Genomic DNA, 25,612 nt, shown 5'->3' with positions numbered 1-25,612 from the left:
TCGCTCATTAGGAAAATCGATTGTTCGATTACAAACTTCTCGCTGCGCTGGCGGCGGTGGTGGAGCAGGCTGGCTTCGAACGTGCCGCGCAGGTGCTGGGGCTGTCGCAGTCGGCGGTATCGCAGCGCATCAAGTTGCTCGAAGCACGGGTCGGCCAGCCGGTGCTGGTGCGCGCGACGCCACCGGCGCCAACCGAAACCGGCCGACGTCTGCTCAATCACGTGCAGCAGGTGCGCCTGCTCGAGCGCGACCTGCAGGGCCAGGTGCCGGGGCTGGACGAGCAGGCCTTGCCCGAGCGCCTGCGCATCGCCATCAACGCCGACAGCCTGGCGACCTGGTGGGCGACGGCGACATCCGAGTTCTGCGCCGCCCAGCAAGTGCTGATGGAGTTGGTGGTGGAAGATCAGGAAGTGGGCCTCAAGCGCATGCGCGCCGGTGAAGTGGCCGGTTGCGTGTGTGCTGCCGAGCGCCCAGTGGCGGGGGCGCGCAGCCTGGCGCTTGGCGCGATGCGTTATCGCGCGCTTGCCAGCCCGGGCTTCATCACCCGGCATTTTGCCGCAGGCGTTAGCGCCGAAACCCTGGCGCGGGCACCGGCCATCGTCTACGGCCCGGATGATCAGTTGCAGCATCGCTACCTGGCGAGCCTCGGGGTCACGGGCGCCTTCGCCTACCACCTGTGCCCCTCGTCCGAAGGGTTCGTGCGCCTGACCGAAGGCGGCCTCGGTTGGGGCCTGGTGCCGGAATTGCAGGTACGAGAAGAGCTGGCCAGCGGCAGGCTGGTGGACCTGGTGCCCGAGCGCTGCATCGATGTGCCGTTGTATTGGCACCACTGGCGCAATGGCGGCGAATTGCTCGGCGAACTGACTGAGCAACTGCGTCGTCACTCCGCGTCGGTGCTGGTGCCGTTGCACCAGTGAGCGGCCCGCCGGGTCGTAGTTATGGCCGCCGCCGACAGCGCGTTACGACAATGGCACTGCTAGAGTGCGGCAACTACAAGAATTAACGGTAGGGGATGACGATGAAGATTCTGGTCACCGGCGCGAGTGGCTTCATCGGTGGGCGCTTCGCTCGTTTTGCGCTCGAGCAAGGGCTGGCCGTGCGGGTCAATGGCCGCCGCGCAGAAGGTGTGCAGCACCTGATCAAGCGTGGCGCCGAGTTCGTTCAGGGCGACCTTGGTGATGCCGAGCTGGCCCAGGCCTTGTGCCAGGATGTCGAGGCCGTGGTGCACTGCGCCGGCGCGGTTGGCGTATGGGGTGATTACGCGCACTTTCATCAGGCCAACGTCACGGTCACCGAGAATATCGTCGACGCCTGCCTCAAGCAGAAGGTCCAGCGCCTGGTGCATCTGTCCTCGCCGTCGATCTATTTCGATGGCAAGTCTCATGTCGATATCCGCGAGGAGCAGGTGCCCAAACGCTTCTCCGATCACTACGGCAAGACCAAGTACCTGGCCGAACAACAGGTGTTCGCCGCACAGGAATTCGGCCTGGAGGTGATCGCCCTGCGTCCGCGCTTCGTCACCGGCGCGGGCGATACCAGCATTTTCCCACGCTTGATCGGTATGCAACGCAAGGGCCGTCTGGCGATCATCGGCAATGGCCTGAACAAGGTCGACTTCACCAACGTGCACAATCTTAACGACGCCTTGCTCAGCTCGCTGCAGGTGGGCGGAGCGGCGCTTGGCCAGGTGTACAACATCAGCAATGGTGCGCCAGTGCCGCTGTGGGACGTGGTCAATTATGTGTTACGTCGCTTGGAGCTGCCGCCGGTGACGCGGCATGTGCCATTCCCGCTGGCCTACGCTGCGGCGACGCTCAACGAAGGCGTGTGCCGGGTACTGCCCGGGCGGCCAGAACCAAGTCTGTTTCGCCTCGGCGTGGCGGTGATGGCCAGGGATTTTTCCCTGAACATCGATCGCGCCCGCGAGTACCTTGGCTACGAGCCCCGGGCCAGCCTGTGGGATGCACTGGATGAGTTCTGCACCTGGTGGCAGGCGCAGATGGGGCCTCAGGCGTAGATGCGCTGGCCGCGATAGACGCGTACCGAGCCGGTTGGCGTACCGACCGGTAGCTCGACTGCGGCCAGTGGCATCACTGTTGCTCGCTGCGGTTGATCGGACAGTTCGGCCAGACGTTGGCCGAGGCGGCGGGTTTCTTCATCGTCGGATTTCAGGCTGCCATCGAGCATGGCGATGATCGCATTGGGCTGGCTCATGCGAATATCCACGTCCTGCTCTTCGCGTAGACGGCGACGCAGCGCTTTCATGCAGTCCAGTACTTCTTTGTTCAGTTCCATTGCCACTTCCCCCGATTGGTTGAAGGATCACGGGCTTCGGCGTTCCACGCCTTCCGCGATCTGAGCAGCCTCTTCCCAGCGGCTGTAACACGAACTTGTGCTGTATTGCTTTGCAGAACTTTTCAGGCCGCCTGCTGGCTCGTTAGCGACGCTCTATCGGCGCGTTCACGACAGGATCAAAAGCAAACTGCGTACCAGTTCATGTTTTGCGGAACTGCTGGGTTGCAGACGAGTCGATGGCCCTGTCGCGCCCTTCGTCGGTGCATCGCGCACCCGCTTGGCGCGACGCTGATGGTGTAATGGCGAATCGGTATACTGCGCGGCATTTCTGTTTATTCGTTCCAACCATAGGTCCGACCATGCGCAACGACGCCAACGACGAACTCGACAATCTGCCCAGCCTGACCCCGGAGCGCCGCGAGGAGTTTGCCGAGCCGCGCGAGGAACCAGCGCCGCGCAGCAGCCGCGCTACCAGCAGCAAGGCAGTAGCCAAGGGCGCCAGTACCGGGCCGCTGTGGGCGCTGGTGGGTGCACTGAGTTTCGCTCTGGCTGGACTGGGCTGGTGGAGCCTGCAGCAGATCGGCTTGATGGAGCAGCGCCTGGTGGCGACCCAGGAGAGCTTCGCTCGCATCAGCGAGGAGGCGGCAGGACGCATTCAGGATATTTCCGGCAAGGTGGTGGCGACCGAATCCAACGTCACCAGCGGTAGCGAGGCGCTCAAGCTGCAGGTCAAACAGCTGGAAACGCGCCTGGCCGAGCTGGGCAAGCAGCAACAGCAGAGCGCCACGGCGCAGGCTGCGCTGGACAAGCGTATCGATCAGCTGGGCACGGAGCTCAAGAGCGGCATTGGCGCCAGCGCCGATTTCGACAAGCGCCTGCAGGCGCTTTCCACCGAGCAGGCGGCGCTGAAGGCCGCGCAAGGCGATGCCAAGGCCACCCAGGCCGAGCTGGCCAAGCTCGATACCCGTATCAAGGCTCTCGGCGGCGATATCGAGACGCTGAAAAAGCAGGGTAATCCGGCGCAATCCATTCGCAGTCTGGAGCAGGATCTGTTGGTGCTGCGCAGCGAGCTGGACAATCGCCCGGCTGCCAGTGCCGGCCCGAATACTGCCGAGTTCGATGCCTTCCGCGCGCAGATGACGCGCAACATCAACACCCTGCAGAGCCAGGTGGTGAATCTGCAGCAGCAGATCAATCAGCGCTGAGGCAATTCGCTAAATGAACAAGCCCCGCAATGCGGGGCTTGTTCATTTATTGGTCGCGGCTAAAGCCCCTCCCACGGGATATCGCTTGCGGGAGGGGGATTAGCTGCGATCTTACAGACGCGGATAGTCGATATAACCGACCGGGCCGGAACCGTAGAAGGTTTCCGGGTGCGGCTCGTTCAGTGCGGCGTTCTGCTCCAGGCGCTGCGGCAGGTCCGGGTTGGCGATGAAGGGGATGCCGAAGGCCACGGCATCAGCCTTGCCTTCGGCCAGCCAGGCGTTGGCCTGATCCTTGGTGAAACGTTCGTTGGCGATGAATACGCCGCCGAATTCCTTCTTCAGTTGCGGCGTCAGGCTGTCGTCGTCGGCTTTTTCGCGAGCGCAGATGAAGGCGATGCCGCGTTTGCCCAGCTCGCGAGCGACGTAGCCGAAGGTTTCGCCGCGGTTGGCGTCACCCATGTCGTGCGAATCGGCACGCGGTGCCAGGTGTACGCCGACGCGGCCGGCGCCCCATACCGAGATGGCTGCATCGGTCACTTCCAGCAGCAGACGCGCGCGGTTTTCGATGCTGCCGCCGTAGCGGTCGGTGCGCTGGTTGGTGCTGCTCTGCAGGAACTGGTCGAGCAGGTAGCCGTTGGCACCGTGGATTTCCACTCCATCGAAACCGGCAGCCATGGCGTTTTCGGCGCCCTGACGATACGCCTCGACGATGTCGGCGATCTCTTCGGTTTCCAGTGCACGCGGGGTGACGTAGTCCTTGATCGGGCGCACCAGGCTGACATGGCCGGCCGGCTGGATCGCGCTCGGGGCGACCGGCAGCTCGCCGTTCAGGTAGATCGGGTCGGAGATGCGGCCGACGTGCCACAGCTGCAGGACGATCTTGCCGCCGTTGGCATGTACGGCCTGGGTGACGTTGCTCCAGCCGCGAATCTGCGCATCCGACCAGATGCCGGGGGTATCTGGGTAGCCCACGCCCATCGGCGTGACAGCGGTAGCTTCGCTGATGATCAGCCCGGCCGCGGCGCGCTGCGTGTAGTACTCGGCCATCAGCGCATTGGGCACACGGCCTTCGTCGGCGCGGCAACGGGTCAGCGGTGCCATGATGATGCGGTTGTTCAGCTGCAGGTCGCCGATCTGGATGGGGTCGAACAGTGTGGGCATGGTGGTTTCTCCGGAGGAAAGGTCAAATCAGAGTTGCTGGCCGAGGCGCTCGACGAACACCTGAATCAGCTCGTCGTTACGCTTGAAGAAGTGCCACTGGCCAACCTTGCGGCTGGTCACCAGACCGGCGCGTTGCAGAGTGGTCAGATGGGCAGAAACGGTGGACTGCGACAGCCCCGTACGCTGGAAGATCTTGCCGGCGCACACACCGATCTCCAGCGGGTGATCCTGTTCGGCGAAGTTCAGCTCGGGCTCCTTCAGCCAGTCGAGGATGTCGCGGCGTACCGGATGGGCGAGAGCCTTGATGATGGCGTCGAGGTCGATTTCCATGGCGGTGTGGGTCTGTATCGTCATGTGGCGAACCTTATATCGTCTCTGAGCGATATACAGATTGATTGTTCCAATAGTCTCCATCAACGGCTTCGATTGTTCTGCTCACGGCGGTAAGCTCGCGGGATGAACTATCTGGCCCATCTCCATCTTGGTGGCGACGCACCACCGCAGTTGCTTGGCAGCCTCTACGGCGATTTCGTCAAAGGCCCGTTGAGCGGGCGCTGGCCGGCACAAATCGAGGCGGCCATTCGTCTGCACCGGCGCATCGATGCCTTCACCGACAGCCACCCACTGCAAGCCCGCGCGCGGGCGCGCTTTCCTGTCGAGCGGCGAAGAACGGCCGGCATGCTGCTGGATCTGTTTTTCGATCACTGCCTGGCCCGTGACTGGTCGGCGTACGCGTCGCAACCGCTGGATCACTTCACCGGGCGGGTATATCGCGTGCTGGCGGCCGAGCCCGAGTTGCCCGGGCGCCTGGCACTGATGGCACCGCGCATGGCCGCGCAGGACTGGCTCGGCAGCTACCGCGAGTTCGCGGTGCTGGAGCAGGTGATTGCCGGTATGCAGCGGCGGCTGTCCAAACCGCAGTTGCTCGACGGCAGCCTGGCCGAGCTGGAGCAGTTGTACGAGCCGCTCAGTGAGGACTTCAGTGCCTTCTACCCCGAACTGATGGCCTTCGCCGAGGCCGAACTGAACGCATCGAGGTAGCGGCGGTGCGCGCAGCGCACCCTACATGTGAACCGAGTCTGGACCGTAGGGTGCGCCGTGCGCACCGGGGATTTCGCCGCTGCGACGTTCGCTGCCAAAGCGCCTCCCACCAGGTTTCGCGTCGGGCGCTGTGGGAGGGGCGTCAGCCGCGACGACCATCACTGCAATCTCTCCTTCAGCGGCTCAGGCCGACTGGGCATGCAGGCCAAAGCGCCGCACCACCCATTTCTCCAGCTCCGCCACGGCGAACAGCGCCAGGCCTGCCAGGAGCACTCGCAGCCATTCCTCCAGGCTCAGGCCGACCGAGCCGAACACCCCCTGCAATGGCGGTGCATAGGTGAACAACAGCTGCAGCACCAGGCAGATGGCGATGGTCACCAGCACCGCGCGATTGCCCAGCAGGGCGTCGCGGTTGAGCACCGAGCCGAAGATGCTGCGGCTGTTGAACAGGTAGAAGATTTCGCACATCACCACGGCATTCACTGCGATGGTGCGGGCGCTTTCCAGGCTGTTGCCGAGCTTCAGCTCCCAGAGGAACAGGCCGATGCCCGCGCCGGCAATCAGTACAGAAACCATCACCACGCGCCAGACGAAGAAGCCGGACAGCAGGGGCTCGTTCGGCGCGCGTGGGGCGCGCTGCATCAAACCGCGCTCGCTGGGTTCGAAGGCCAGCGCCAGACCCAGGGTGCTTGAGGTGACCATGTTGATCCACAGCACCTGCGCCGGCGTCAGTGGCAGCACCACCTGGAACAGGATGGCGAAGATCACGATTAGCGACTGGCCGCCATTGGTCGGCAGGGAAAACAGGATGAATTTCTTCAGGTTGTCGTAGATCGCGCGGCCTTCGCGCACGGCCCCGGCGATGGTGGCGAAGTTGTCGTCGGCCAGCACTACTTCGGCGGCTTCCTTGGCTGCTTCAGTGCCCTTGTTGCCCATCGCCACGCCGACGTCGGCGCGCTTCAGGGCCGGCGCGTCGTTGACGCCGTCGCCGGTCATGGCCACGACCTCGCCGCTGTCCTGCATGGCCTGTACCAGGCGCAATTTGTGCTCGGGGCTGGCGCGGGCGAATACCTCGACGCCGGGCAACACCTCGCGCAGACGGCGGTCATCGAGCAGTTCCAGCTCGGCGCCGGTCATCGCCGGCAGGCCGACGCCGATGCCCAGTTGTGCACCAATGGCGCGGGCCGTCTCGGCATGGTCGCCGGTGATCATCTTTACCCGGATGCCGGCACGCTGGCATTCGGCGACGGCGGCGATGGCCTCCTCGCGTGGCGGGTCGATGATGCCGACCAGCGCGAGCAGAGTCAGCCCGCTTTCGACGTCGTCGAAGCTCAGATTGCGTTGCTCGGTCGGTGCCGTTTTGCTGGCCAGGGCCAGCAGGCGCAGGCCACGGGCAGCCAGATCGGTGGCCTGGCGTCGCCAGTAGTCGGCATCCAGAGCCGTGTTAGCGCCGTCGGCGCTGCGCTGGCTGGCGCACATTTCCAGCACGCGCTCGGGGGCGCCCTTGAGGTAGACCAGGCCATGGCCGGTGTGGTCGTGGTGCAGGGTGGCCATGAAGCGGTGTTCGGATTCGAACGGAATTGCGTCGCTGCGGGGCAATTGTGTGCGCAGCGACTGGATATCGAGACCACTTTTCAGCGCCAGGGTCAGCAGCGCGCCTTCGGTCGGGTCGCCATGCAGTCGCCAGTGGCCGGCGGCGTCCTGTTGCAGGCGGGCGTCGTTGCACAGCTGGGCGGCACGGGCGATCTCCAGCAGTTCGGTGTCGGGCTCAAGCAGCTTGCCGTCCTGGTGAAAGGCGCCTTCCGGGGCGTAACCTACACCGGAGACATCGAGGATGCGGCTGGCGCTGACCACGCGTTGTACGGTCATTTCGTTGCGGGTCAGGGTGCCGGTCTTGTCCGAGCAGATCACCGTCACCGAGCCCAGGGTTTCCACTGCCGGCAGGCGGCGGACGATGGCATTGTGGCCGGCCATGCGCTGCACGCCGAGGGCGAGGATCACCGTCATGATCGCCGGCAGACCCTCGGGGATGGCCGAGGCGGTCAGTGCCACCACCATCATGAACATCTCCCCCGGATTCTGGCCGTGCCAGAGGATGCCGAGGATGAAGGTGGCCAAGGCCAGGATCAGGATGATCACCGCCAGCCAGCGGCTGAACTGTTCGATCTGTCGCAGCAGCGGCGTGGACAACGCCTGCACCTGCTGCAGCATCGCGCCGATTCGGCCGAGTTCGGTGTCGGCGCCGCTGGCCACCACCACGCCGCTGGCCTGGCCGCTACTGACCAGCGTGCCCGAGTAAGCCATGCAGCGGCGGGCGCCGAGCGGGGCGTCGGCGTTGCAGTGGGCCACGGATTTTTCCACCGGCACCGATTCGCCGGTCAGCGCCGCTTCTTCCACCAGCAGGTTCTTCACGCTGGTCAGGCGCAGGTCGGCCGGCACCTTGTCGCCGGATACCAGCAACACGATGTCGCCGGGCACCAGGCGCTCGGCATCGATTTCATGGCGTTCACCGCCACGCAGCACCATGGCGTGGGGCGAGAGCATGCTGCGAATGGCGTCCAGCGCGTTCTCCGCCTTGCCTTCCTGGATGAAGCCGATGATCACGTTGATCAGCACGGCGGCGAGGATCACCGAGGTGTCGACCCAATGGCCGAGCAGGGCGGTGATCAGCGCTGCGACCAGCATCATGTAGAGCAGCACGTTGTGGAACTGATAGAGCAGGCGCAGTAGCGGCCCACGGCGTTGCAGCGGCGGCAGGCGGTTGGCGCCGTAGCGCTGCAGGCGCTGCTCGGCTTCCTCCTGGCTGAGGCCGCTGGCACTGCTGCGCTGCTCGTCGAGCGCTTGTTGTGCAGTCAAACCGTGCCAGGCGTGGTCACTATGTTGTGAGGGGGGATTGCCCATGGGGCGCGTCTCCTTGGTTGGGCCGGCTGCGCCTGTCGATGGCCGACGGCCGGCGCACCCCGCAGTCCTTACTAACCTAGACCGCTTTAGCGCGTCGGACCTGACCTGCATCAAGGAGTACGAGGTCGCGAGGCGCTTGAATGTAACGCGGTGTTAAACCCATGGAGGAACACGAGATGATCAAGATTCTGGTAGCGACCGATCTGTCCGAACGTTCGGCGCACGCGGTACAGCGCGCCGTGCAATTGATCCGCCGCCAAGGTGGTGGCGAGTGGGCTCTGCTGCACGTGATCGATGACGATGCGCCGGCTGCGCATGTGCAACGTCAGGTGCAACAGGCCGAAACCCTGCTGCAGGCGCAGGCCGAACGCCTCGGCGAGCAGGCGGGCAGCGTGCCGCGGGTGATCGTGGGCACTGGCGAGGCCGCCTCGGTCATTGTCGAAAGCGCGCAAGGTATGGGCGCCGACCTGCTGGTGGTGGGCGCACATCGCAAGTCGGCACTGCGTGACTTCTTCGTCGGCACGACGCTCGAGCGGGTGGTGCGCAGCAGTCATCTGCCAGTGCTGCGGGTCAATGGTCCGGTGACCCATGAATACCGTCATGCGTTGCTGGCGATGGACCTCTCGCGCACCTCGCAGCAAGCCCTGAACCGGGTGCGTGAGCTGGGTCTGGCGAGTCTGGACGAGCTGCATGTGGCCAGCGCGGTCGAGCCGGTCGTGGCGGGCGCGATGATGGAGGCGGGTATCAGCGCCGAGGTGCTGGAGAATCAGCGCGAGCTGCAGCGTCAGCAACTGGTGGAGCGCCTGAGTGCAGTCGGCGTGAGCCTGAGTCACGAGCGCCTGCTGGTGCAGATCGGCTCGCCGGAAGGGGTGATCGGCGAGGCCTTGCGTCAGTCTGGTGCTGACCTGCTGGTGCTCGGCACCCATGCCCGCGAAGGAGCATCACGTTTCTTCCTGGGCAGCGTTGCCAGTCGCTTGCTGGCCTCGCTCGACAGCGACGCCTTGATCGTACCGCCGGCTGGCTGAGGCTAGGGTTTGTACGAAAAGTCGCCGAGCGAAGGTCAGGCGATACCGATGGCGGCCCCACAAAAACGGGTGAGGAACGGACTGGGCTCGCATCAGAGTTTACGAGCTGTAAATGAGCATTCCGAACCCGTTTTTAACGAAGCATCACCGAGCGCAGGCACTTTTCGTACAGAGCCTAGGCCGCTGCGGCCGGTTGCGCCTCGACCGCATCCAGCTGCAGCGCGCTAGCGATGATGGCCTGGCTGTGCCGGGCCAGTTCGTTGCGGCTGCGTGATTCGCTGGGGATCGGTGCGAGCAGGCGGATCTCGACCTCGCAGGCCGAGCTCGAGAGCAGGCGCAGCAGATGCGAGAGCATGTCGTCGTCGCCCACGAACGGCGCCACCGGACAGGGTTGGCCATCGCGCAAATAACGGATGGCCACCGGTTGCAGCGCCACGCCGCTGTCGATGGCGCTGCTCAGCAGGCGACCGTGAAAGGTGCGCAGGGCCAGGCCGTCAGTGGTGGTGCCTTCGGGAAAGATCAGCAGGTGATGGCCCTGCTGCAGGTGGCGGGTGAGCTGCTGGCTCACCTGGCTGCTGTCGCCTGCACCGCGGCGGATGAATAGCGTGCCACCCTTGTGTGCCAGCCAGCCGGCCAGCGGCCAGCCGCGTACTTCCGCCTTGGACAGAAAGGACAGCGGCTGCAGAGCGCCCAGCAGCGGAATGTCGGTCCATGACACGTGGTTGGCGACCCACAGCATCGGTTGCGTGGGCAGCTCGCCCTCCACCCGTACGCGAAACGGCAGGGCGCCGCCCAGGCGTGCCAGGAACCAGCGGGTCAGGCGTTGGCGCAGCGGCATCAGGTCGTGCCGAACTACACGCTCGAACAGGCTGACGATGCCGGCCAGCAGGGCGCCGAAGGCGATTACCAGGGCCAGGTGGGCGAGGCGCAGGGACAGACGCAGTTTGGCCATTGAGGCCTCCGCTTGAGAACGAGTGCCAGCATTATCCACGGGCAGCGCCGTTTGGCCATTATCGTGATTCATGCCGGCCTGTAGGGGCGAGCTCCTACAGGCCGGGTTTCAGACTGCCGCCTTGAAGTGCCGGGCGTAGCGTGGGCACAGCTCGTCGCGCTTGAGCAGGATGAACACGTCGGCCACCTGGAAATCCTTGTCCCAGCAGGGTTCACCGCAGATCTTCGCGCCCAGGCGCATGTAGGCCTTGAGCAGCGGCGGCATTTCGGCGATGACGTTGCCCGGCAGGTCCAGCTGCGGCAGTGGGTGTTTCGGCTCGGCACGCAGATGCTCGGTGCACAGGTAGCGTTCACGCAGGCGCTGCATGACTGCATGGGCCTGGATGCCGCCGTCCTGCATGGAGATGCTGGCGCAGCCCATCAGGTAGCGGTAGCCGCCTTCGTTGAGCACCTCGGCCAGCTCGCCCCAGAGTACGGCGATGGTGGCGCCGTTGCGGTAGGCGACATCGACGCAGGTGCGGCCGATCTCCAGCACTGGGCCTTCGAGACCGGCAAGGCCGTGCAGGGCGAATTCCTCTTCGCTGTAGTAGCGGCCAAGACCGGCAGCCGCCTGGTGGTCGAGCAGGCGGGTGGTGGCCACCAGCTCGCCGCTTTCCAGGTCACGTACGCCGATATGGCGGCAGTGAATGTCGTAGTCGTCCATGTCCAGACCCAATTCGGCGCCGTTGAGCTTGGCGTCGAATTCCGCGCTGAATACGCGGTAGCGCAAGGCCTGCGCTTCACGCAGGGCGGCGGGGCCTTGCAGGCGTTCGGCCTGCAGTCGGCGAGCGGTTTGAGTCATGCCAGATCCTCCGTGTGCCGGCTGGATGCTTGCAGCCGGTCGATCTTGTTGGGCAAGCTCAGGCTAGGTAGCTGCGGTGTCACCACCGTGAAGCTTTTTTGATGCTTATGTGACAGCAGCTCAGATGCTGCTGCGAGGAGCCGATGCGATGCCTTGGTCGAGCCTGTTTCAGCCTATCGAGCGCCTGACTGCCGAGGCGGGGTTGGAGGACTGGTACGCTCGCCTGCTGGCGCGTCTGGGCGGCACGCCACAGCCCTTCGAGCTGGCGCTGGTGGGCGGTTTGCAGGCGGCCACGCCTGGGCTGGCCTTTCTCGCGGGTTACCAGGCGGCGCTGCGTGTGCTTTGGCCGGCGGCGCCCTGGACGGCCGGCGCGCTGTGTGTGACGGAGAACCGCAGCACCCGCCCGGCGGACATGAACACGCGTATAGACGGTCTGCACATCGTGGGTCGCAAGGATTTTGTCACCGCTGCTGAATGCGCCGACTGGCTACTGGTAGCTGCGCGCGAAGAGGGCGAAGGGCAGGCACCGCGTCTAGCTCTCGGTGTGGTGCGCCAGGGCGCACCCGGCGTGCGCATCGAGCCGCTGCCAGCCTTGCCGCTGATGCCGGATATCGGCCATGCCCGTTTGCATCTGGATCAGGCGCAGGGCGAGCGCTTGGCAGGCGATGGCTGGGACGACTACGTCAAACCCTTTCGTACGCTGGAAGACGCGCACGTCCTCGCGGCAGTGGCGGCCTGGCTGTTCGGTGTGGGCCGCGAAAGCGCCTGGCCCGAATCCCTGCTATTGCGTTTGCAGGCACTGTTGGCAGGCTGCGCCGAGGTGGCGCGGCAAGCGCCCAATGCTGCAACTACTCATCTGCTGCTCGCCGGCCTGTTCGCCCAACAGCAGGCGCTGGCTGGTGAATTGGATGACGCTTTCGCCACGGGGCCTACGCACTGGGCCGCGCTGTGGCAGCGCGACACGGGTTTGCGGCGCATTGCCGCGGCGGCGCGCAGCAAACGCCTGGAGAAAGCGCGGCAGATTGTCGCCGGCTCTTGATCCATATCAGTACCCTCTCGGCAGTGTGCGCATAAGGTTGCCTCGCGATTCATCTACGAGGTTTCCATGCGCCGCGAGCCCATCGTGCTGTTCGATAACGGCAGCCACCAATGCCTGATGTTCGATGACCTGGTCAGCGGCGAAGGCGTGCAGTCCAACCAGTTCCTGATCACCGACAACGAGCAGTACCTGCTGCTCGATCCAGGTGGCGACCTGACCTACACGCCGCTGTCGCTGGAGCTGTCCAAGCACATTCCGGTGCAGGACCTGACCTACATCTTCGCCTCGCACCAGGACCCGGACATCATCGCCTCGCTCGACAAGTGGCTGCTGCACACCCGTGCGCGGGTGATCTGCTCCAAGCTGTGGGCGCGCTTTCTACCGCACCTGACCGCCAACTACCTGGTGCTGAGCCGCGGCATCAATACCTTCGACCGCATCATCGCGCTGCCGGATCGTGGCCAGAGCATCCCGCTGGGCAAGTGCTCGCTCAAAGCCGTGCCAGCGCACTTCCTGCACTCGGTGGGCAACTTCCAGGTCTATGACCCGGTGAGCAAGATCCTCTTCTCCGGCGACATGGGCGCTTCGCTGGTGGATGACGCCACGCCGGTGCGCGACTTCGTCAACCATGTGCCGAACATGGAAGGGTTCCACCGGCGTTACATGGCTGGTAACAAGGCCTGCCGCCTGTGGGCGGCGATGGTGCGGCAGATGGACGTGGCGATGATCGTGCCGCAACATGGCCGGCCCTTCGTCGGCCCGGAAATGATCAGCGCTTTTCTTTACTGGATCGAGAACCTCGAATGCGGTCTCGACCTGATGGGGCCTGAGGATTACCAACTGCCCAAATGAAGGTCTGAGATGGCGTTTTCGTCGCTTCAAGCCTTCATCATCGCCGTGCTAGGGTGCGCCACGATTTCTGATCGAGGCCGCCCATGCCCACTTCCTTGCTTCGTCGACTGAGCCTGGCGCTCGGTTTCAGCCTGGCTGCCAGCACCGCCGCGGCGGAAAGCTGGCCGCAACCCGACTGGCAGAGCCAACCCGCACCACCGTCCGCCGCCATCGCCGAGCTCGAGGCCTATGCCTTTGCCCCGCGCGACGATGTCGAACGCAAGGGCGTGCGTACCGATGCGCTACTGGTGATCCGCGATGGGCAGATCGTCTACGAACGCTACGCCGAGCCGACCACCGCGCAGACGCCGCACCTCTCCTGGTCGATGGCCAAGAGCCTGCTCGCCACCACCCTCGGTGTGGCCTATGGCGAGGGGCGCTTCAAGCTCGATGCACCGGTGGCGCAGTACTACCCGCCGATGGCGGACCACCCGCAGATCAAGATCGGTCACCTGCTCAACTGGGCCTCGGGCCTGGCCTGGCATGAGGACTACGAGTACGCGCCGCTGAAATCCTCGGTGGTGGCCATGCTCTATACCCGTGGTCGCGACGACATGGCTGCGTTCACCGCCGCACATGAGGCCGATGCCGCGCCGGGAACGCGCTTTCGTTATTCCAGCGGCGACAGCAACCTGCTGGCTGCCGCGTTGCGCGGCATGGTCGGCGAGCAGGCTTACGCCGACTATCCCTGGACGGCATTGTTCGAGCCGCTGGGTATCAGCAGCGCGACCTGGGAGCGCGATGCCAGCGGCACCTTCATCTCCTCGTCCTACGCTTACATGACCGCGCGTGACCTGGCCCGTGTCGGCCTGCTGATGCAGCGCGGTGGCCGTTGGGGTGAGCGCCAGTTGCTGCCGGCAGCCTGGGTCGATTTTGTCGCCACGCCCTTCGCCGGCTATCAGCCACAGGGCTTCGCGCCTGGCGACGCGGTGCCGGGCGGGCACTGGTGGCTCAACGCTGAACTGCCGGGTAGCACGCGGCCCTGGCCGGATGCGCCGTCCGATACCATCGCCGCGCTCGGACATTGGGGCCAAGGCCTGTACGTGATGCCGCAGGAGAACCTGGTGGTGGTGCGTTACGCCGATGACCGCGACGGCGGCTTCCAGCACAACGAGCTGCTCAAGCGCGTGCAGGCGGCCTTCGCCGCGGAGGTGCAGCCATGATCCGTCGTCACCCGATTCTCAGTGTGCTGGCGCTGCTGCTGGTCCTACTGCTGGCCTGGGCCTGGCCGAACCGCGTTTACCTGCAAGCGTTTCCGGACATCATCGGCGCCTACACGGCCAAGGAATACTGCTCCTGCCGTTATGTCAGCGGTAACCCGGCGGCCTACTGTGAAGGCTATGTCGCGCTGTACGTGCCGATCAGCAGTCTGCTCGATGACGAAAGCGCCAAACGTGTGACCGCCAGTGGCCTCGGCCGCACCCACAGCGCCGCCTGGCTGGGTGAGCGGCAGGGCTGTCAGTTGCTGCCGAACGAGTAGAACTGGGCCAGCGTTGGGCTTTGCAAGGCCTGCGCTGGCGACTATCGTTGCCGCCTGGTCATGCCGTTTTCCGAGTCCCCATGCGCCGTTCGCTTTTCGCCCTGCTGCTTGCTGCCGCCTTGCCCGTCCATGCCGACTGGTACCTGGATAACGAGTCCTCGCGGCTGTCGTTCATTTCCACTCACTCTGGCAGTCAGTCGGAGGTGCATCGCTTCCTTACCCTGCACGGGCAGATCGCCGCCGATGGGCGTGCGCGCCTGCGGGTGGATCTGGATTCTGTAAGCACCGGTATCGCGCTGCGCGATGAGCGCCTGCGGGCCATGCTGTTCGATACCTCGCGTCTGCCCGAGGCGCGCATCAGCGCTCAGGTCAACCTGCCACAACTCACCGACCTGGCGCCCGGCGCGCAGCTGGAACTGCGTCTGCCTCTGCAATTGACCCTCAACGAGCACAGCCGCGAGCTGAACAGCGAGCTGCTGGTGACTCGCCTGGATGATCGCCGCTTTCAGGTGGTGACCTTGGCTCCGCTGGTGTTGCACGCCGAAGACTTCGCCCTGGCCAGTGGCGTCGAGGCGCTGCGCAAGGTCGCCGAACTGCCGGCCATCAGCCTCTCGGTGCCGGTGGGCGCCGTGCTGATATTCACGGCGCGTTGAGCGTGCATAAGCGCGGCCGCATCTTTCCCTGGCGGGGCGGCAATCGCTTCGAATTGCTGCTGGACGGGCCGGCGTTCTTCCCACGCATGCTGGCGGCCATCGAGGGCGCGCAGCAGCAGGTGGAAATCGAGCTTTATCTGATCGAGGATGGCCGCTGCAGTGAGCGCCTGGTCGATGCCCTGTGCCGGGCGGCCGAGCGTGGCGTGGCGGTGCGCGGCCTGTTCGATGCCTATGGTGCGGCGGGGCTGGGTGCTGCGCTGCGTGAGCGGATGACGGCCGCGGGCGTGCAGCTGCGCTGGTACAACCCGGTGCGCTGGCGGCGTGGCATCCGCAACTTTCACCGCGACCACCGCAAGCTGCTGCTGGTGGACCAATGCCTGGCTTACGTCGGCGGCACCGGCTCCACCGACGAGTTCTGGCTGCCAGACGAGCCCCGCAGCCCCTGGCACGAAGTCATGGTGGAAATGGAAGGGCCGCTGGTGGGCGACTGGCAGCAGTTGTTCGAGCAACTCTGGCTGGCGCGCTTTTCCTGGCGCCCCAGTCATCAGCCGGCCGCGCTGAGCCTGCCCGAATGCCCGCCAGCAGGGATTGGCCTGGGGCGTGTGGCCTATGCCGACGCGGCGCAGCACCGCGCCATCCTGCTGTCGCTGCTACGTGCCTTGCGCGGGGCCAAGCAGCGGGTCTGGCTGGCCACGCCGTACTTCCTGCCGACCTGGAAACTCCGCCGTGCCCTGCGCCGCGCCGCGGCCCGTGGCGTCGAAGTGCGCCTGTTGCTGGCCGGGCGCCACACTGACCATCCTCCAGTGCGTTTTGCTGGCCAGCGCTACTATCCCAAGTTGCTCAGGGCTGGGGTGCGTATCTTCGAATACCAGCCGCGTTTCCTGCACCTGAAGATGGTACTGGTGGACGACTGGGTTAGCGTCGGTTCGTGCAACTTCGACCACTGGAACCTGCGCTTCAACCTCGACGCCAACGTCGAGGCGCTCGACCCGGACTTTACCCAGGCCGTGACGGCCAGCTTCATCGAGGACTTTGGCGTCAGCCGCGAAATCACCCTCGACGACTGGCGTCAGCGCCCCTGGTGGCGTCGTGCGCAACAGCGGTTGTGGGGCTGGCTGGACCGGCTGGCGGTGAATCTGATGGATCGTTGGAAGTGAAGCCATTGCAGGGAGCGCTATGACGGCCTAAAGCAATTTTTTATCGCTTTAGGCCGTGCACCCTGTCCGCTCCGAACCGTTTGGCTGAAGGCGCCATCGGTATCACCTGACGTTCGCTCGACCACTTCCTGCAGAGCTACTGGTCGTTGTCGATCAATTGGAGGTGCCCAGGTAAGGGCTGCGAAGGCGTTCGATGGTGCCGTCCTGACGCATTGCGTCCAGCGATGTTTGCAGACGCTGAATGACCTCGTCAGGCGTTTCCAGATTGAAGGCGAGGTACTGCGAGGTTCCCGTTTCTGCGACAAACACGACGTGTAGGCCTGTTACTCCCTCTTGCGCTGCGAAGTAGCGGAACACGGGGTCATTGGTCGCCCACAGGTCTATCTTGTCATCGATGAGTTTGCCAGCGTTTATTTGGTCGCGTAGCGACGACTCGAAGGGGATGCTGTTGTTCTCCAAAAATTGCCCGGTAGAAGAGGCCTTGTATGCCCCAATCTTGTATTGCTTGGCTTCTTCCAGCGTCTTGATGTCGAACGTTTTTCCGGGGGCTGCGACCAGAACACGCTCGGTCGAGGAGAGCGGCCCGACCCATTTGAACAGCGGGTCACGTGCGGTAGAACGAGTGGTTGAGAAGATGGCGTAGTTGGGTTTTTCCAGCGTCAGTTTGTAAATCCGGTCCCACGGGAAACGCAGGCTGAGGTTGTACTGAATTTTCGCACGCTTGAACATTTCGCGAATGATATCGGTGTTCATACCTTCGACATTTTCATCGCGCGCGAAATTCTTACCGTCAGTGGCCATGTTGAATGGAGGGAAGTTCTCTGTGAGCAGTACAACTCTGTAGTAGTCCGGCAACTCTGCCTTGGCACCCAGGGCGGTAAGCATCAGCACTGCGGAAAAGAGTAGGAGGAAGGTTTTTTTCATGGCGAACTCCTGAGTGGTGTACTCATGCGTCATCGTGAAGTTGTTTTTGACCAGCTCTTTTTATTACGCCTGCAAAAGCGGCACGTTGACTCGTGTTGGCGGTATGCAGGAAACGGTTCATGCCTGACAGCAAACGTTAGGCAATATGTGTGCCCACGGCGAATAGGTCCTTGCGTCCCGACCTTACGCTAAAACCTGTTGGGTTGTTCACAGGGCCCAGCCCATCTTGTGCCTGATAAGGCGTCATTCACCCAATCGAGGTCGGCCCGTACGCGCCCGTGTCAGGGCGTCATTCATCCTTTCGGGCGACAGGTGAAATCCCTCCTTGGTGCGCTTATCCGAGGTGTGGTCGCTGCGTAGGGTTTCCTGCAGTTGCACCCCACTTCAGGAGACCCGCATGACAAGAACAACAGGGCCCGGACTATTCCAGCCGCACACCTTGGCTTTGGCCGTCGCCGTCGGTTTCGCCGCCCCGGCGCAGGCCGTCAATTTCAATATCGGTGAGATCGAAGGGCAGTTCGACAGCTCGCTGTCGGTCGGTGCCAGTTGGTCGATGCGCAGTCCGGATCGCGATCTGATCGGCCCTAACAACGGTGGCCAGGGTCAGGCGCAGACTGGCGATGACGGCCGCTTGAATTTCAAGAAGGGCGAGACCTTCTCGAAGATCTTCAAGGGCATCCATGACCTCGAACTGAAGTACCGCGATACCGGCGTCTTCGTGCGCGGCAAGTACTGGTACGACTTCGAGCTGAAGGATGAGAGCCGCCGCTTCAAGGACATCGACGACCACAACCGCAAGGAGGGCGCCAAGTCCTCGGGGGCGGAAATTCTCGATGCCTTCGTCTACCACAACTACGCCATCGGTGATCTGCCCGGCACGGTACGGGCCGGCAAGCAGGTGGTGAGCTGGGGCGAGAGCACCTTCATCGGCAACAGCATCAACTCGATCAACCCCATCGATGTCGCCGCCTTCCGCCGTCCCGGCGCGGAAATCAAGGAAGGCCTGATTCCGGTGAACATGCTCTACCTGTCGCAGAGCCTGACCGACCGCCTGAGCATGGAGGCCTTCTACCAGCTGGAGTGGGACCAGACCATCATCGACAACTGCGGCACCTTCTTCTCCACCGCCGATGTGGCCGCAGACGGCTGCGACAGCGGCTATCACATCGGCTCGCCGGCCATCGCGCCGCTGCAGCCGGTGGCTGCAGCGTTCGGTCAGGGTTTCCGGGTCGACAGCGAAGGGGTGATCCTGCCGCGAGCTGGTGATCGGGATGCGCGTGACAGCGGTCAGTGGGGCCTAGCCCTGCGTTGGCTGGGCGACGAGACCGAGTACGGCCTGTACTTCATGAACTACCACAGCCGTACGCCCATCGTCAGCACGCAGAACGCCGGGCAGGCGACTCTGAATGCGCTGCCGGGGATCATCGGCACCGCCAACGGGATCGTGCCGGGCAGTGGCGCTGGTCTGGCGCAGAGCGTGATGCTTGGTAACGGTCGTTACTTCCTCGACTACCCCGAGGACATCCGTCTCTACGGCGCGAGCTTCTCCACCACGCTGCCTACCGGCACCGCGTGGAGCGGCGAGATCAGCTACCGGCCAAACTTGCCGCTGCAGATCAATACCACCGACATGACCCTGAGCTTGCTCAACCCTATCGCGCCGGGTACCTCGCCGGTCACCGCAGGCCCGGGTCAGGACAACGTCGGCTACCGGCGCAAGGAAGTGACCCAGGTGCAAACCACCTTCACCCATTTCTTCGATCAGGTCATGGGCGCCGGGCGCTTCACCCTGGTGGGCGAGATCGGCATGGCCCATGTCGGCGGCCTGGAAAGTCGCGAAGACCTGCGCTACGGCCGTGATTCGCTGTTCGGTGCCTACGGCTTCCGCGGCGATACCCATGGCTTCGTCACCAGCACCTCCTGGGGCTACCGCGTGCGCGGCATCTGGGAGTACAGCAACGTGTTCGCCGGCGTGAACCTCAAACCGAACATTTCCTGGTCGCACGACGTCGACGGCTACGGCCCCAACGGCCTGTTCAACGAGGGCGCCAAGGCCGTGAGCTTCGGCATCGACGCCGACTACCGCAACACCTACAGCGCCAGCCTGTCGTACACCGACTTCTTCGGCGGCAAGTACAACACCGCGGTCGACCGCGACTTCCTGGCGCTCAGCTTCGGCGTGAGCTTCTAGGCCATCAGGATCAGTTGAGGAATGCAGATGAATACAACCCTGAAGATGCTCGGCGCGCTGTCCCTGAGCCTGCTGGCCGGTAGCGTGCTGGCGGCGGTCAGCGAGCAGGAAGCAGCCAAGCTCGGTAACAGCCTGACCCCGCTGGGTGCGGAGATGGCCGGTAACAATGCTGGCACCATTCCGGCCTGGACCGGCGGCCTGGCCATTGATGCCGGGCAGGTCGACGCCCGCGGCTTTCTGAGTGACCCCTATGCCGGCGAGCAGCCGCTGTTCACCATCACCGCGCAAAACCTGGATCAGTACCGCGACCAGCTCACACCCGGCCAGTTGGCGATGTTCAAGCGCTATCCGGAAAGCTACCGCATGCCGGTCTACCCGACCCATCGCAGCTCGGCTGTGCCGGAGCGGATCTACGAGGCTGCCAGACGCAGCGCGCTGAATACCGGGCTGGTGGAGGGGGGCAACGGCCTGACCAATTTCAATGACAGCCGCTACTACGCCTTCCCGATCCCGCAGAACGGCCTGGAGGTGGTGTGGAACCACATCACCCGTTATCGCGGTGGCAACCTCAAGCGCAGCATCGTCCAGGCGTCGCCGCAGACCAATGGCGCCTACACCCTGGTGAACTTCGAGGACGAGGTCGCCTTCCCCGACAACGTTCCGGATATCGACCCGGCGAAGGCGGAGAACACCCTGCTGCTGTTCAAGCAGCGGGTCACGGCACCGTCGCGTCTGGCCGGCAACGTGCTGCTGGTGCACGACTCGCTCGACCAGGTGCGCGAACCGCGCATGGCGTGGATCTACAACGCCGGTCAGCGCCGTGTGCGCCGTGCGCCGCAGGTGGCGTACGACGGTCCTGGTACTGCCGCCGACGGCCTGCGCACCACCGACAACTTCGACATGTTCAGCGGTGCGCCGGATCGTTACGACTGGAAGCTGGTGGGCAAGCGTGAGGCGTTTATTCCCTACAACAACTTCCGTCTGGCCTCGCCGCAGGTGAAGTACAGCGACATCCTCAAGGCAGGCCATATCAATCAGGATCTGGCGCGCTACGAGCTGCACCGGGTCTGGGAGGTGGAAGCCACGCTGAAGAGCGGTGAGCGCAACATCTACGCCAAGCGGCGCTTCTTCGTCGACGAGGACTCCTGGCAGATCGCTCTGTCCGAGCATTACGACGGCCGTGGTCAGCTCTGGCGTGTGGGTGAGGCGCTGTTGTTCCAGCAGTACGACAAGCAGGTGCCGGTGTACGCGCTGGAAGCCCTCTACGACGTAATCGCTGGCCGCTACATCGCCATCGGCATGGCCAACGAGGAGCGTACCGCGGTGCAGTACGGCACCCAGGCTTCGGCCAAGGACTTCACCCCGGCCGCGCTGCGTAACGCCGGCGTTCGCTGACCCGGTAGCAGTCTGAACAAGCCGGTGGCGCCCGCGTGCCACCGGCTTTTTTCTGCCTGCTTCTCTCACGTGAATCTCACGCCATAAGCGTCAAGGGGTGGTCGTGAGTGGTGAGCGGGGTACCATCGCCGGGTGGTTCAACAATGACAAGCAGAGAGAACCGCTGCCATGCCGACCCTCGCCATCGCCCGTCCGAGTGCGCTGCAGGTACAACCTGCCGATCTACCACGGCTGCCACCGTGCGTCGTTTCCCGTCCCGTCCTGCTGCAGCGTCTGCTCGCCAGCGAGTCGCGTCTGCGTCTGCTGTGCGCGCCTGCCGGAACCGGCAAGAGCGTGCTGCTCGATCTGGCGGGGCGCAGCCTGACGCCAGCGCAGTTATGCAAGCGACTGGCGGTTGTCTTGCAACTGCCGAACGATGATGCCAACGAAGTAGGGCTGATCGAGCGGTTGCACGAGCGTGCGGGGCGCTTGTGGGTCTTTATCGATGACTACCCGCGACAGGCCGACGAGGCGCTCGACGCCTGCCTCGACCGCTTGTTCGCCGCGGCGCCGGCTCAGGTCACCTGGTGGGTCGCCAGCCGCCGAACGCCAGCCTGGAACCTGCCACGCCTGCTGCTCCAGGGCGATCTGCTGGAGCTCAAGGGCGAAGAGTTGGCGCTGGATGAATCGGCGCTGAGCGAGCTTCTCGCCGCGCTGCAGATCGAGCTGGTCGATGATCTTCGGCAGACGTTGCTCGCACACAGCGAGGGCTGGCTGGCGGCGATTCGTCTGCTGCTACTCGATGCCGACGAGGACGCGCTGCGCCAGCGTTTGCAGGATGGCTGTCCGGTGCTGCGCGATTACGTGCAGCGTGAGGTACTAGCCGATCTGGACGAAGAGCTGCGCAGCGATCTGCATGCACTGGCCTTGCTACCACGTTTCTCCCTGTCGCTCTGTGAGCACCTGCTGGAGGGGCGTGCTACCGAGCTGTTGAGTGAGCTGCAGCGGCGTCAGCTGTTCGTGCGCAGTCTCGACAGCAGCGGCACCTGGTTCCGGATGTGGCGACCGCTGGCCGAAGTACTGCGGCGCTTGCCGGGGGCACCGGCGCCGGCTCCGATCCATGTGCGGGCCTGCCAGTGGTTCGCTCAGCATGGCGACATCCGTGAGGCGGTCGAGCATGCCTTGCAGGCGGGTCAGGTCGAGGTCGCGGTCAACTATCTGCAGCGCTTCGATCAGGAGCAGTTGCTGCAGGGTCATTCGGTAGCGCAACTGCTGCAATGGCGCGAGGAACTGCCGGACTGGTTGTTCGCCAGCTCGCCGCGTCTGATCGTGCTGCAGGCCTGGGCGCTGATCATCTGCGCCCGATTCGACGAGGCCAGTGCCTGCATCAAGGGGCTGGCGCATTTCATGCCGCAACCCGATGCTCGGCGCCAGCGCAAGTTGATCGCCCATTGGCAGGCACTGACGGGCGTGCTGGCGCGTCAGTGCGGACGGCGCGATGCCCGCTTGCACTGCCAGGAAGCGCTGCAGATGCTGGACGAGGGCAGTTGGTCGCAGCGCGTGCTCTGTTATCAGGCGCTGGCCCAGCAGCATATGGCCGAGCACGCCCTGGATCAGGCCAAGCAGGCGCTGGATCAGGGGCTGCGCCTGGCGCGACTGCATGGCAGTTTGATTTTCGAAGCCCTGATCAATACCGATCACTGCCTGCTGCTGAAAATGCGCGGTGAGGCCGGGCGTGCGGCCGAACTGGCCGAGCAGTCGCTGGCACTGCTGCGTGAAGGCTTCAGCCATAGCCCGGTGGTTGCCCGTCTGCTGCTGGTGCGGGCCAGCCTGCTGGCGCGCCAGGGCCTGGACGAGGCGGCGCAGCAGGCGTATCGCCAGGGGCTGCAGGAAGCCGAACATTGCGAGGATGCCTACATCATTTCCGGCTACCTGGGATTGCTGGAGCTGGCCGAGAGCCGTGGTGATCTTGAAGAAGCGCATCAGTGGTTGCAGAAAGCCGAGCGGGCCATGCAGTGGTCGCATGTGCCGGAAGTGCGTTACCGCTCGGTTTTGCGGCTGCAGGCGGGGCGTCTGCTGCTGCGTCAGGGACAAACCGGGCGCGCGCGCGAGTTGTTCGCCCAGACCCTGCAGCATTTGCAGCAGCGCCAGCAGCTGGCGCCGTCCGAGTTCTATGACTTGCTGCCGCGTCTGCGCCATTGTCTGGCGATCAGTGACCTGCTGCTCGGTCATCAGGCGGCTGCCGAGCATGCGCTGCGCCTGTTGCTGGACGAAAGCCAGCTCGCCGGACATCGCAGCCTTGCCTGTGAGTGCCGGGTCAGCCTGGCCGAAGCGCTGCTGGTACAGGGCCAGGTGGAACAGGCCGATGCCCTGTTGCAGCAGGCCATCGGCGAGGCGCGGCAACTGCGCCTGCTGCGACCCTTGCAGGAGTTGCAGCAGCGCCAGGCGCAATGGCTCGAACGCCTGCTGCCGGGGGAGGCCGGGCAGAGCCTGCATCAGCGGCTGTTCGAGCCGGCTCCGCGTTTGGACGAACCTGCCAGTGCCGGTACCGCGCTGCTCAGCTCGCGTGAGCTGGCAGTGCTGCAGTTGATTGCGCAGGGTTATTCCAATCAGGAAATCGCCGATCGTCTGTTCATCTCGCTGCACACGGTCAAGACCCATGCGCGGCGGATCAACGTCAAGCTCGGTGTGCAAAGACGCACCCAGGCCGTGGCGATGGCCAAGGCGCAGGGGCTGATGGGGGATTGATCGGGCGATGGCCGCATGGGGCGGTGCCCGCTCTGTCAGGAGGCGAGCTCTGTGGGCCGCTGCTGGTGGGCTGAAGCCCACCCTACAAGAGGCGATCTCCGCCCGGCCCTCCCTACAGATTGAAGCTCACCCCAGGGCCGGTTGGCTGCCTGATAGTGGTGCAGGTCAGCTCGTAGGGTGGGCTTTAGCCCACCTGGGTTGGTCAGCGTGGGCCGAAGCGGATCGCCGCCCAGCCCACCCTGCAAGGCCTAGCTGCCTGGTCAGCCGAGGAAGTAGAACGCGCCGCAGATCACCACGCCCGAGTACAGCAGCATGATCAGGCAGTAGCCCATGATGTCGCGGGCGCCAAGGCCAACGATGCCGAGCAGCGGCAGCGCCCAGAATGGCTGGATCATGTTGGTCCAGGCGTCACCCCAGGCAATGGCCATGGCGGTAACGGTCGGCGAAACGCCCAGAGCCTGCGCGGCTGGCAGCATGATCGGACCTTGCACGGCCCACTGGCCGCCACCGGACGGGACGAACACGTTGACCACACCGGCGCTGAGGAAGGCCAGCAGCGGGAAGGTGTCGGCCGATGACCAGGAAATGAACGCTTCGGTGATCTGCCGGCCGAGGGAGATGCCGTCGGCGTTGGCGCCCATCATCATGCCCATGATCCCGGCATAGAAGGGGAACAGCAGGACGATGCCACCGATGCCGCGCACGCTCTCGTCCACCGCACGCATGTAGCGCTCCGGTGTGCCGTGCATCAGCAGGCCGCTGAACAGGAAGATGGCGATGACCACGTCCAGGCCAAGCACGAAGCCCTTGCTGGCGAAGTGGTTGAACAGGTAGATACCGGCCATGGCCACCAGTGCCAGACCGAGGATGCGGCTATCGTCCAGGCGCTGCGCCGGGGTTTCACGGGACGGCAGTTCCGCACGCGATTCCACCAGTTTGGCCGGGTCGGCGACCTTGGCACCCTGACGCGGGTGCATGGCGCGGTTGAGCAGCGGCAGGCCGATCACCAGGAGCGCGACGATGGTCAGGTTGAGGGTGCTGAACAGGGTTTCGGTGATGCTTACCGGGTCGGTCAGTACGCCTGCAGTGATGCGCGCCAGATCCGGGCCGCCGGTGGCCAGGGAGAGCGGCACCGAACCGGCCAGGCCGCCGTGCCAGACCAGGAAGCCCGAGTAGGCCGACGCCACCAGCAGCGGGTAATCGACGCCATCGACCTTGCGTGCCAGGGCGCGAGCGAACACCGCGCCGATCACCAGGCCAAAACCCCAGTTCACCCAGCAGCCGACCAGTGCCACCAGGGTGACCATGATGATTGCCTGACCGGGGGTGCGGGCCATACCGGCCAGGCGGTCGAGTTGGCGGTTGATGATCGGTGCGCTGGCCAGTGCATGGCCGGTGACGAAGATCAGTGACATCTGCATGGCGAAACCGAGCAGTGTCCAGAAGCCGCCGCTCCAGTGCTGCACCATGGCCGGTAGCGATTGGCCGGTGGAGAAGATACCAGCCAGTAGAACTCCCAAGGTCAGGAGTGCAGAGAACACGAAGGGTGAGGGCAGGTACTTCTGTACCAGGCTCACGCTCATGCGAGTGAGGGTGTTGAACATGGATGACGCCTCTTTCTTATGGTTGTGTAAGGGCTTTAACCAGGCATTCGAGGTTGGATACGCCTGGATACTACAAAGCCCGGCCGAGGCCGAGCTGGTGGTTATGTTGATCCGTAGGGCGGGTGTAGCCT

Annotated in this window: 22 protein-coding genes; 14 read left to right on the top strand and 8 right to left on the bottom strand. The window is 64.4% G+C overall.

The annotated features are described in order from the left end of the window. Window positions 1–20: 20 nt before the first annotated feature. Together EGJ86_RS19775 and EGJ86_RS19770 are read left to right on the top strand one after the other, a co-directional pair. Window positions 21–917 carry a LysR family transcriptional regulator ArgP gene (locus EGJ86_RS19775; protein ID WP_125836333.1) on the top strand — a complete coding sequence of 299 codons (897 nt, stop codon included), beginning with the start codon at window positions 21–23 and terminating at the stop codon, window positions 915–917. 101 nt (window positions 918–1,018) lie between these two features. After that, window positions 1,019–2,017 (top strand): NAD(P)-dependent oxidoreductase, encoded by a 999-nt coding sequence (locus tag EGJ86_RS19770; RefSeq protein ID WP_125836332.1) that lies wholly within the window; start codon window positions 1,019–1,021, stop codon window positions 2,015–2,017. Here EGJ86_RS19770 and EGJ86_RS19765 read toward each other — a convergent pair. Next, entirely contained in the window at window positions 2,008–2,295 is a 288-nt protein-coding gene (locus EGJ86_RS19765; RefSeq protein WP_125836331.1) for a hypothetical protein, read from the bottom strand. The genes EGJ86_RS19770 and EGJ86_RS19765 overlap by 10 nt on opposite strands. Before the next feature lie 359 nt (window positions 2,296–2,654). Here EGJ86_RS19765 and EGJ86_RS19760 point away from each other — a divergent pair, with 359 nt between their 5' ends. After that, window positions 2,655–3,500 (top strand): ATPase, encoded by an 846-nt coding sequence (locus EGJ86_RS19760; RefSeq protein WP_125836330.1) that lies wholly within the window; start codon window positions 2,655–2,657, stop codon window positions 3,498–3,500. A 111-nt stretch (window positions 3,501–3,611) separates the two neighbouring features. On the opposite strand, the gene EGJ86_RS19755 is transcribed toward EGJ86_RS19760, so the two are convergent. Beyond that, window positions 3,612–4,661 (bottom strand): alkene reductase, encoded by a 1,050-nt coding sequence (locus EGJ86_RS19755; RefSeq protein ID WP_125836329.1) that lies wholly within the window; start codon window positions 4,659–4,661, stop codon window positions 3,612–3,614. Window positions 4,662–4,688: 27 nt separating this feature from the next. Further along, window positions 4,689–4,991 (bottom strand): helix-turn-helix transcriptional regulator, encoded by a 303-nt coding sequence (locus EGJ86_RS19750; protein ID WP_099522956.1) that lies wholly within the window; start codon window positions 4,989–4,991, stop codon window positions 4,689–4,691. A gap of 126 nt (window positions 4,992–5,117) precedes the next feature. Between EGJ86_RS19750 and EGJ86_RS19745 the strand changes: the two genes are divergently transcribed. After that, window positions 5,118–5,702 carry an ACP phosphodiesterase gene (locus EGJ86_RS19745; RefSeq protein ID WP_125836328.1) on the top strand — a complete coding sequence of 195 codons (585 nt, stop codon included), beginning with the start codon at window positions 5,118–5,120 and terminating at the stop codon, window positions 5,700–5,702. Window positions 5,703–5,885: 183 nt separating this feature from the next. On the opposite strand, the gene EGJ86_RS19740 is transcribed toward EGJ86_RS19745, so the two are convergent. Then, complete coding sequence (locus EGJ86_RS19740; RefSeq protein WP_125836327.1) at window positions 5,886–8,603, bottom strand: cation-transporting P-type ATPase; 2,718 nt, start codon at window positions 8,601–8,603, stop codon at window positions 5,886–5,888. 176 nt (window positions 8,604–8,779) lie between these two features. On the opposite strand from EGJ86_RS19740, the gene EGJ86_RS19735 reads away from it, so the two are divergent. Next, window positions 8,780–9,628 carry a universal stress protein gene (locus EGJ86_RS19735; RefSeq protein ID WP_125836326.1) on the top strand — a complete coding sequence of 283 codons (849 nt, stop codon included), beginning with the start codon at window positions 8,780–8,782 and terminating at the stop codon, window positions 9,626–9,628. A 175-nt stretch (window positions 9,629–9,803) separates the two neighbouring features. Here EGJ86_RS19735 and EGJ86_RS19730 read toward each other — a convergent pair whose 3' ends face one another. Together EGJ86_RS19730 and olsB are read right to left on the bottom strand one after the other, a co-directional pair. Then, window positions 9,804–10,580 (bottom strand): lysophospholipid acyltransferase family protein, encoded by a 777-nt coding sequence (locus EGJ86_RS19730; protein WP_125836325.1) that lies wholly within the window; start codon window positions 10,578–10,580, stop codon window positions 9,804–9,806. Between the two features lie 108 nt (window positions 10,581–10,688). After that, window positions 10,689–11,420 carry an L-ornithine N(alpha)-acyltransferase gene (olsB, locus tag EGJ86_RS19725; RefSeq protein WP_099522304.1) on the bottom strand — a complete coding sequence of 244 codons (732 nt, stop codon included), beginning with the start codon at window positions 11,418–11,420 and terminating at the stop codon, window positions 10,689–10,691. Window positions 11,421–11,568: 148 nt separating this feature from the next. On the opposite strand from olsB, the gene EGJ86_RS19720 reads away from it, so the two are divergent. From EGJ86_RS19720 to EGJ86_RS19695, 6 genes are all read left to right on the top strand, one after another. Next, window positions 11,569–12,459, top strand: a complete 891-nt coding sequence (locus EGJ86_RS19720) for an acyl-CoA dehydrogenase family protein (RefSeq protein ID WP_125836324.1) — start codon at window positions 11,569–11,571, stop codon at window positions 12,457–12,459. Between the two features lie 66 nt (window positions 12,460–12,525). Beyond that, window positions 12,526–13,311: an MBL fold metallo-hydrolase gene (locus tag EGJ86_RS19715; RefSeq protein ID WP_125836323.1), complete on the top strand. Its 786-nt coding sequence runs from the start codon at window positions 12,526–12,528 to the stop codon at window positions 13,309–13,311. An 83-nt stretch (window positions 13,312–13,394) separates the two neighbouring features. Then, window positions 13,395–14,513 carry a serine hydrolase gene (locus tag EGJ86_RS19710; RefSeq protein WP_125836322.1) on the top strand — a complete coding sequence of 373 codons (1,119 nt, stop codon included), beginning with the start codon at window positions 13,395–13,397 and terminating at the stop codon, window positions 14,511–14,513. Next, window positions 14,510–14,830, top strand: a complete 321-nt coding sequence (locus tag EGJ86_RS19705) for an amidase (RefSeq protein WP_125836321.1) — start codon at window positions 14,510–14,512, stop codon at window positions 14,828–14,830. The genes EGJ86_RS19710 and EGJ86_RS19705 overlap by 4 nt, the downstream gene beginning before the upstream one ends. 80 nt (window positions 14,831–14,910) lie before the next feature. Beyond that, entirely contained in the window at window positions 14,911–15,483 is a 573-nt protein-coding gene (locus tag EGJ86_RS19700) for a YceI family protein (protein WP_125836320.1), read from the top strand. A gap of 2 nt (window positions 15,484–15,485) precedes the next feature. Then, complete coding sequence (locus EGJ86_RS19695; RefSeq protein ID WP_256672481.1) at window positions 15,486–16,640, top strand: phosphatidylserine/phosphatidylglycerophosphate/cardiolipin synthase family protein; 1,155 nt, start codon at window positions 15,486–15,488, stop codon at window positions 16,638–16,640. 153 nt (window positions 16,641–16,793) lie between these two features. Here EGJ86_RS19695 and EGJ86_RS19690 read toward each other — a convergent pair whose 3' ends face one another. Then, on the bottom strand, window positions 16,794–17,564 hold the full coding sequence (locus EGJ86_RS19690; protein ID WP_125836318.1) for an ABC transporter substrate-binding protein: 771 nt from the start codon (window positions 17,562–17,564) through the stop codon (window positions 16,794–16,796). A 397-nt stretch (window positions 17,565–17,961) separates the two neighbouring features. On the opposite strand from EGJ86_RS19690, the gene EGJ86_RS19685 reads away from it, so the two are divergent. The 3 genes from EGJ86_RS19685 (at window position 17,962) to EGJ86_RS19675 (ending at window position 23,877) form a co-directional block, all read left to right on the top strand. Further along, the gene (locus tag EGJ86_RS19685) at window positions 17,962–19,755 is read left to right on the top strand and encodes a DUF1302 domain-containing protein (protein ID WP_125836317.1); all 1,794 of its coding nucleotides are present in this window, start codon (window positions 17,962–17,964) and stop codon (window positions 19,753–19,755) included. Window positions 19,756–19,782: 27 nt separating this feature from the next. Beyond that, window positions 19,783–21,150, top strand: coding sequence for a DUF1329 domain-containing protein (locus EGJ86_RS19680; RefSeq protein WP_256672480.1), 1,368 nt, complete (start codon window positions 19,783–19,785; stop codon window positions 21,148–21,150). Window positions 21,151–21,318: 168 nt separating this feature from the next. Next, window positions 21,319–23,877 (top strand): LuxR C-terminal-related transcriptional regulator, encoded by a 2,559-nt coding sequence (locus tag EGJ86_RS19675; protein ID WP_125836315.1) that lies wholly within the window; start codon window positions 21,319–21,321, stop codon window positions 23,875–23,877. 260 nt (window positions 23,878–24,137) lie between these two features. Here the strand turns inward: EGJ86_RS19675 and EGJ86_RS19670 are convergent, their stop codons facing one another. After that, window positions 24,138–25,481 carry a short-chain fatty acid transporter gene (locus EGJ86_RS19670; protein WP_125836314.1) on the bottom strand — a complete coding sequence of 448 codons (1,344 nt, stop codon included), beginning with the start codon at window positions 25,479–25,481 and terminating at the stop codon, window positions 24,138–24,140. Window positions 25,482–25,612 lie beyond the last annotated feature (131 nt).

It is taken from the genome of Pseudomonas sp. o96-267 (genome assembly GCF_003935465.1).
Classification (GTDB): domain Bacteria; phylum Pseudomonadota; class Gammaproteobacteria; order Pseudomonadales; family Pseudomonadaceae; genus Aquipseudomonas; species Aquipseudomonas sediminis.
This window is presented reverse-complemented; position numbering and strand designations above follow the sequence as displayed.

Excerpts from the sequence above, each read along its gene's own strand:
- EGJ86_RS19770 (WP_125836332.1), top strand. The coding sequence starts at position 1,019 with ATGAAGATTCTGGTCACCGGCGCGAGTGGCTTCATCGGTGGGCGCTTC.
- EGJ86_RS19765 (WP_125836331.1), bottom strand. The coding sequence starts at position 2,295 with ATGGAACTGAACAAAGAAGTACTGGACTGCATGAAAGCGCTGCGTCGC.
- EGJ86_RS19760 (WP_125836330.1), top strand. The coding sequence starts at position 2,655 with ATGCGCAACGACGCCAACGACGAACTCGACAATCTGCCCAGCCTGACC.
- EGJ86_RS19755 (WP_125836329.1), bottom strand. The coding sequence starts at position 4,661 with ATGCCCACACTGTTCGACCCCATCCAGATCGGCGACCTGCAGCTGAAC.
- EGJ86_RS19750 (WP_099522956.1), bottom strand. The coding sequence starts at position 4,991 with ATGGAAATCGACCTCGACGCCATCATCAAGGCTCTCGCCCATCCGGTA.
- EGJ86_RS19745 (WP_125836328.1), top strand. The coding sequence starts at position 5,118 with ATGAACTATCTGGCCCATCTCCATCTTGGTGGCGACGCACCACCGCAG.
- EGJ86_RS19740 (WP_125836327.1), bottom strand. The coding sequence starts at position 8,603 with ATGGGCAATCCCCCCTCACAACATAGTGACCACGCCTGGCACGGTTTG.
- EGJ86_RS19735 (WP_125836326.1), top strand. The coding sequence starts at position 8,780 with ATGATCAAGATTCTGGTAGCGACCGATCTGTCCGAACGTTCGGCGCAC.
- EGJ86_RS19730 (WP_125836325.1), bottom strand. The coding sequence starts at position 10,580 with ATGGCCAAACTGCGTCTGTCCCTGCGCCTCGCCCACCTGGCCCTGGTA.
- olsB (WP_099522304.1), bottom strand. The coding sequence starts at position 11,420 with ATGACTCAAACCGCTCGCCGACTGCAGGCCGAACGCCTGCAAGGCCCC.
- EGJ86_RS19720 (WP_125836324.1), top strand. The coding sequence starts at position 11,569 with ATGCCTTGGTCGAGCCTGTTTCAGCCTATCGAGCGCCTGACTGCCGAG.
- EGJ86_RS19715 (WP_125836323.1), top strand. The coding sequence starts at position 12,526 with ATGCGCCGCGAGCCCATCGTGCTGTTCGATAACGGCAGCCACCAATGC.
- EGJ86_RS19710 (WP_125836322.1), top strand. The coding sequence starts at position 13,395 with ATGCCCACTTCCTTGCTTCGTCGACTGAGCCTGGCGCTCGGTTTCAGC.
- EGJ86_RS19705 (WP_125836321.1), top strand. The coding sequence starts at position 14,510 with ATGATCCGTCGTCACCCGATTCTCAGTGTGCTGGCGCTGCTGCTGGTC.
- EGJ86_RS19700 (WP_125836320.1), top strand. The coding sequence starts at position 14,911 with ATGCGCCGTTCGCTTTTCGCCCTGCTGCTTGCTGCCGCCTTGCCCGTC.
- EGJ86_RS19690 (WP_125836318.1), bottom strand. The coding sequence starts at position 17,564 with ATGAAAAAAACCTTCCTCCTACTCTTTTCCGCAGTGCTGATGCTTACC.
- EGJ86_RS19685 (WP_125836317.1), top strand. The coding sequence starts at position 17,962 with ATGACAAGAACAACAGGGCCCGGACTATTCCAGCCGCACACCTTGGCT.
- EGJ86_RS19680 (WP_256672480.1), top strand. The coding sequence starts at position 19,783 with ATGAATACAACCCTGAAGATGCTCGGCGCGCTGTCCCTGAGCCTGCTG.
- EGJ86_RS19675 (WP_125836315.1), top strand. The coding sequence starts at position 21,319 with ATGCCGACCCTCGCCATCGCCCGTCCGAGTGCGCTGCAGGTACAACCT.
- EGJ86_RS19670 (WP_125836314.1), bottom strand. The coding sequence starts at position 25,481 with ATGTTCAACACCCTCACTCGCATGAGCGTGAGCCTGGTACAGAAGTAC.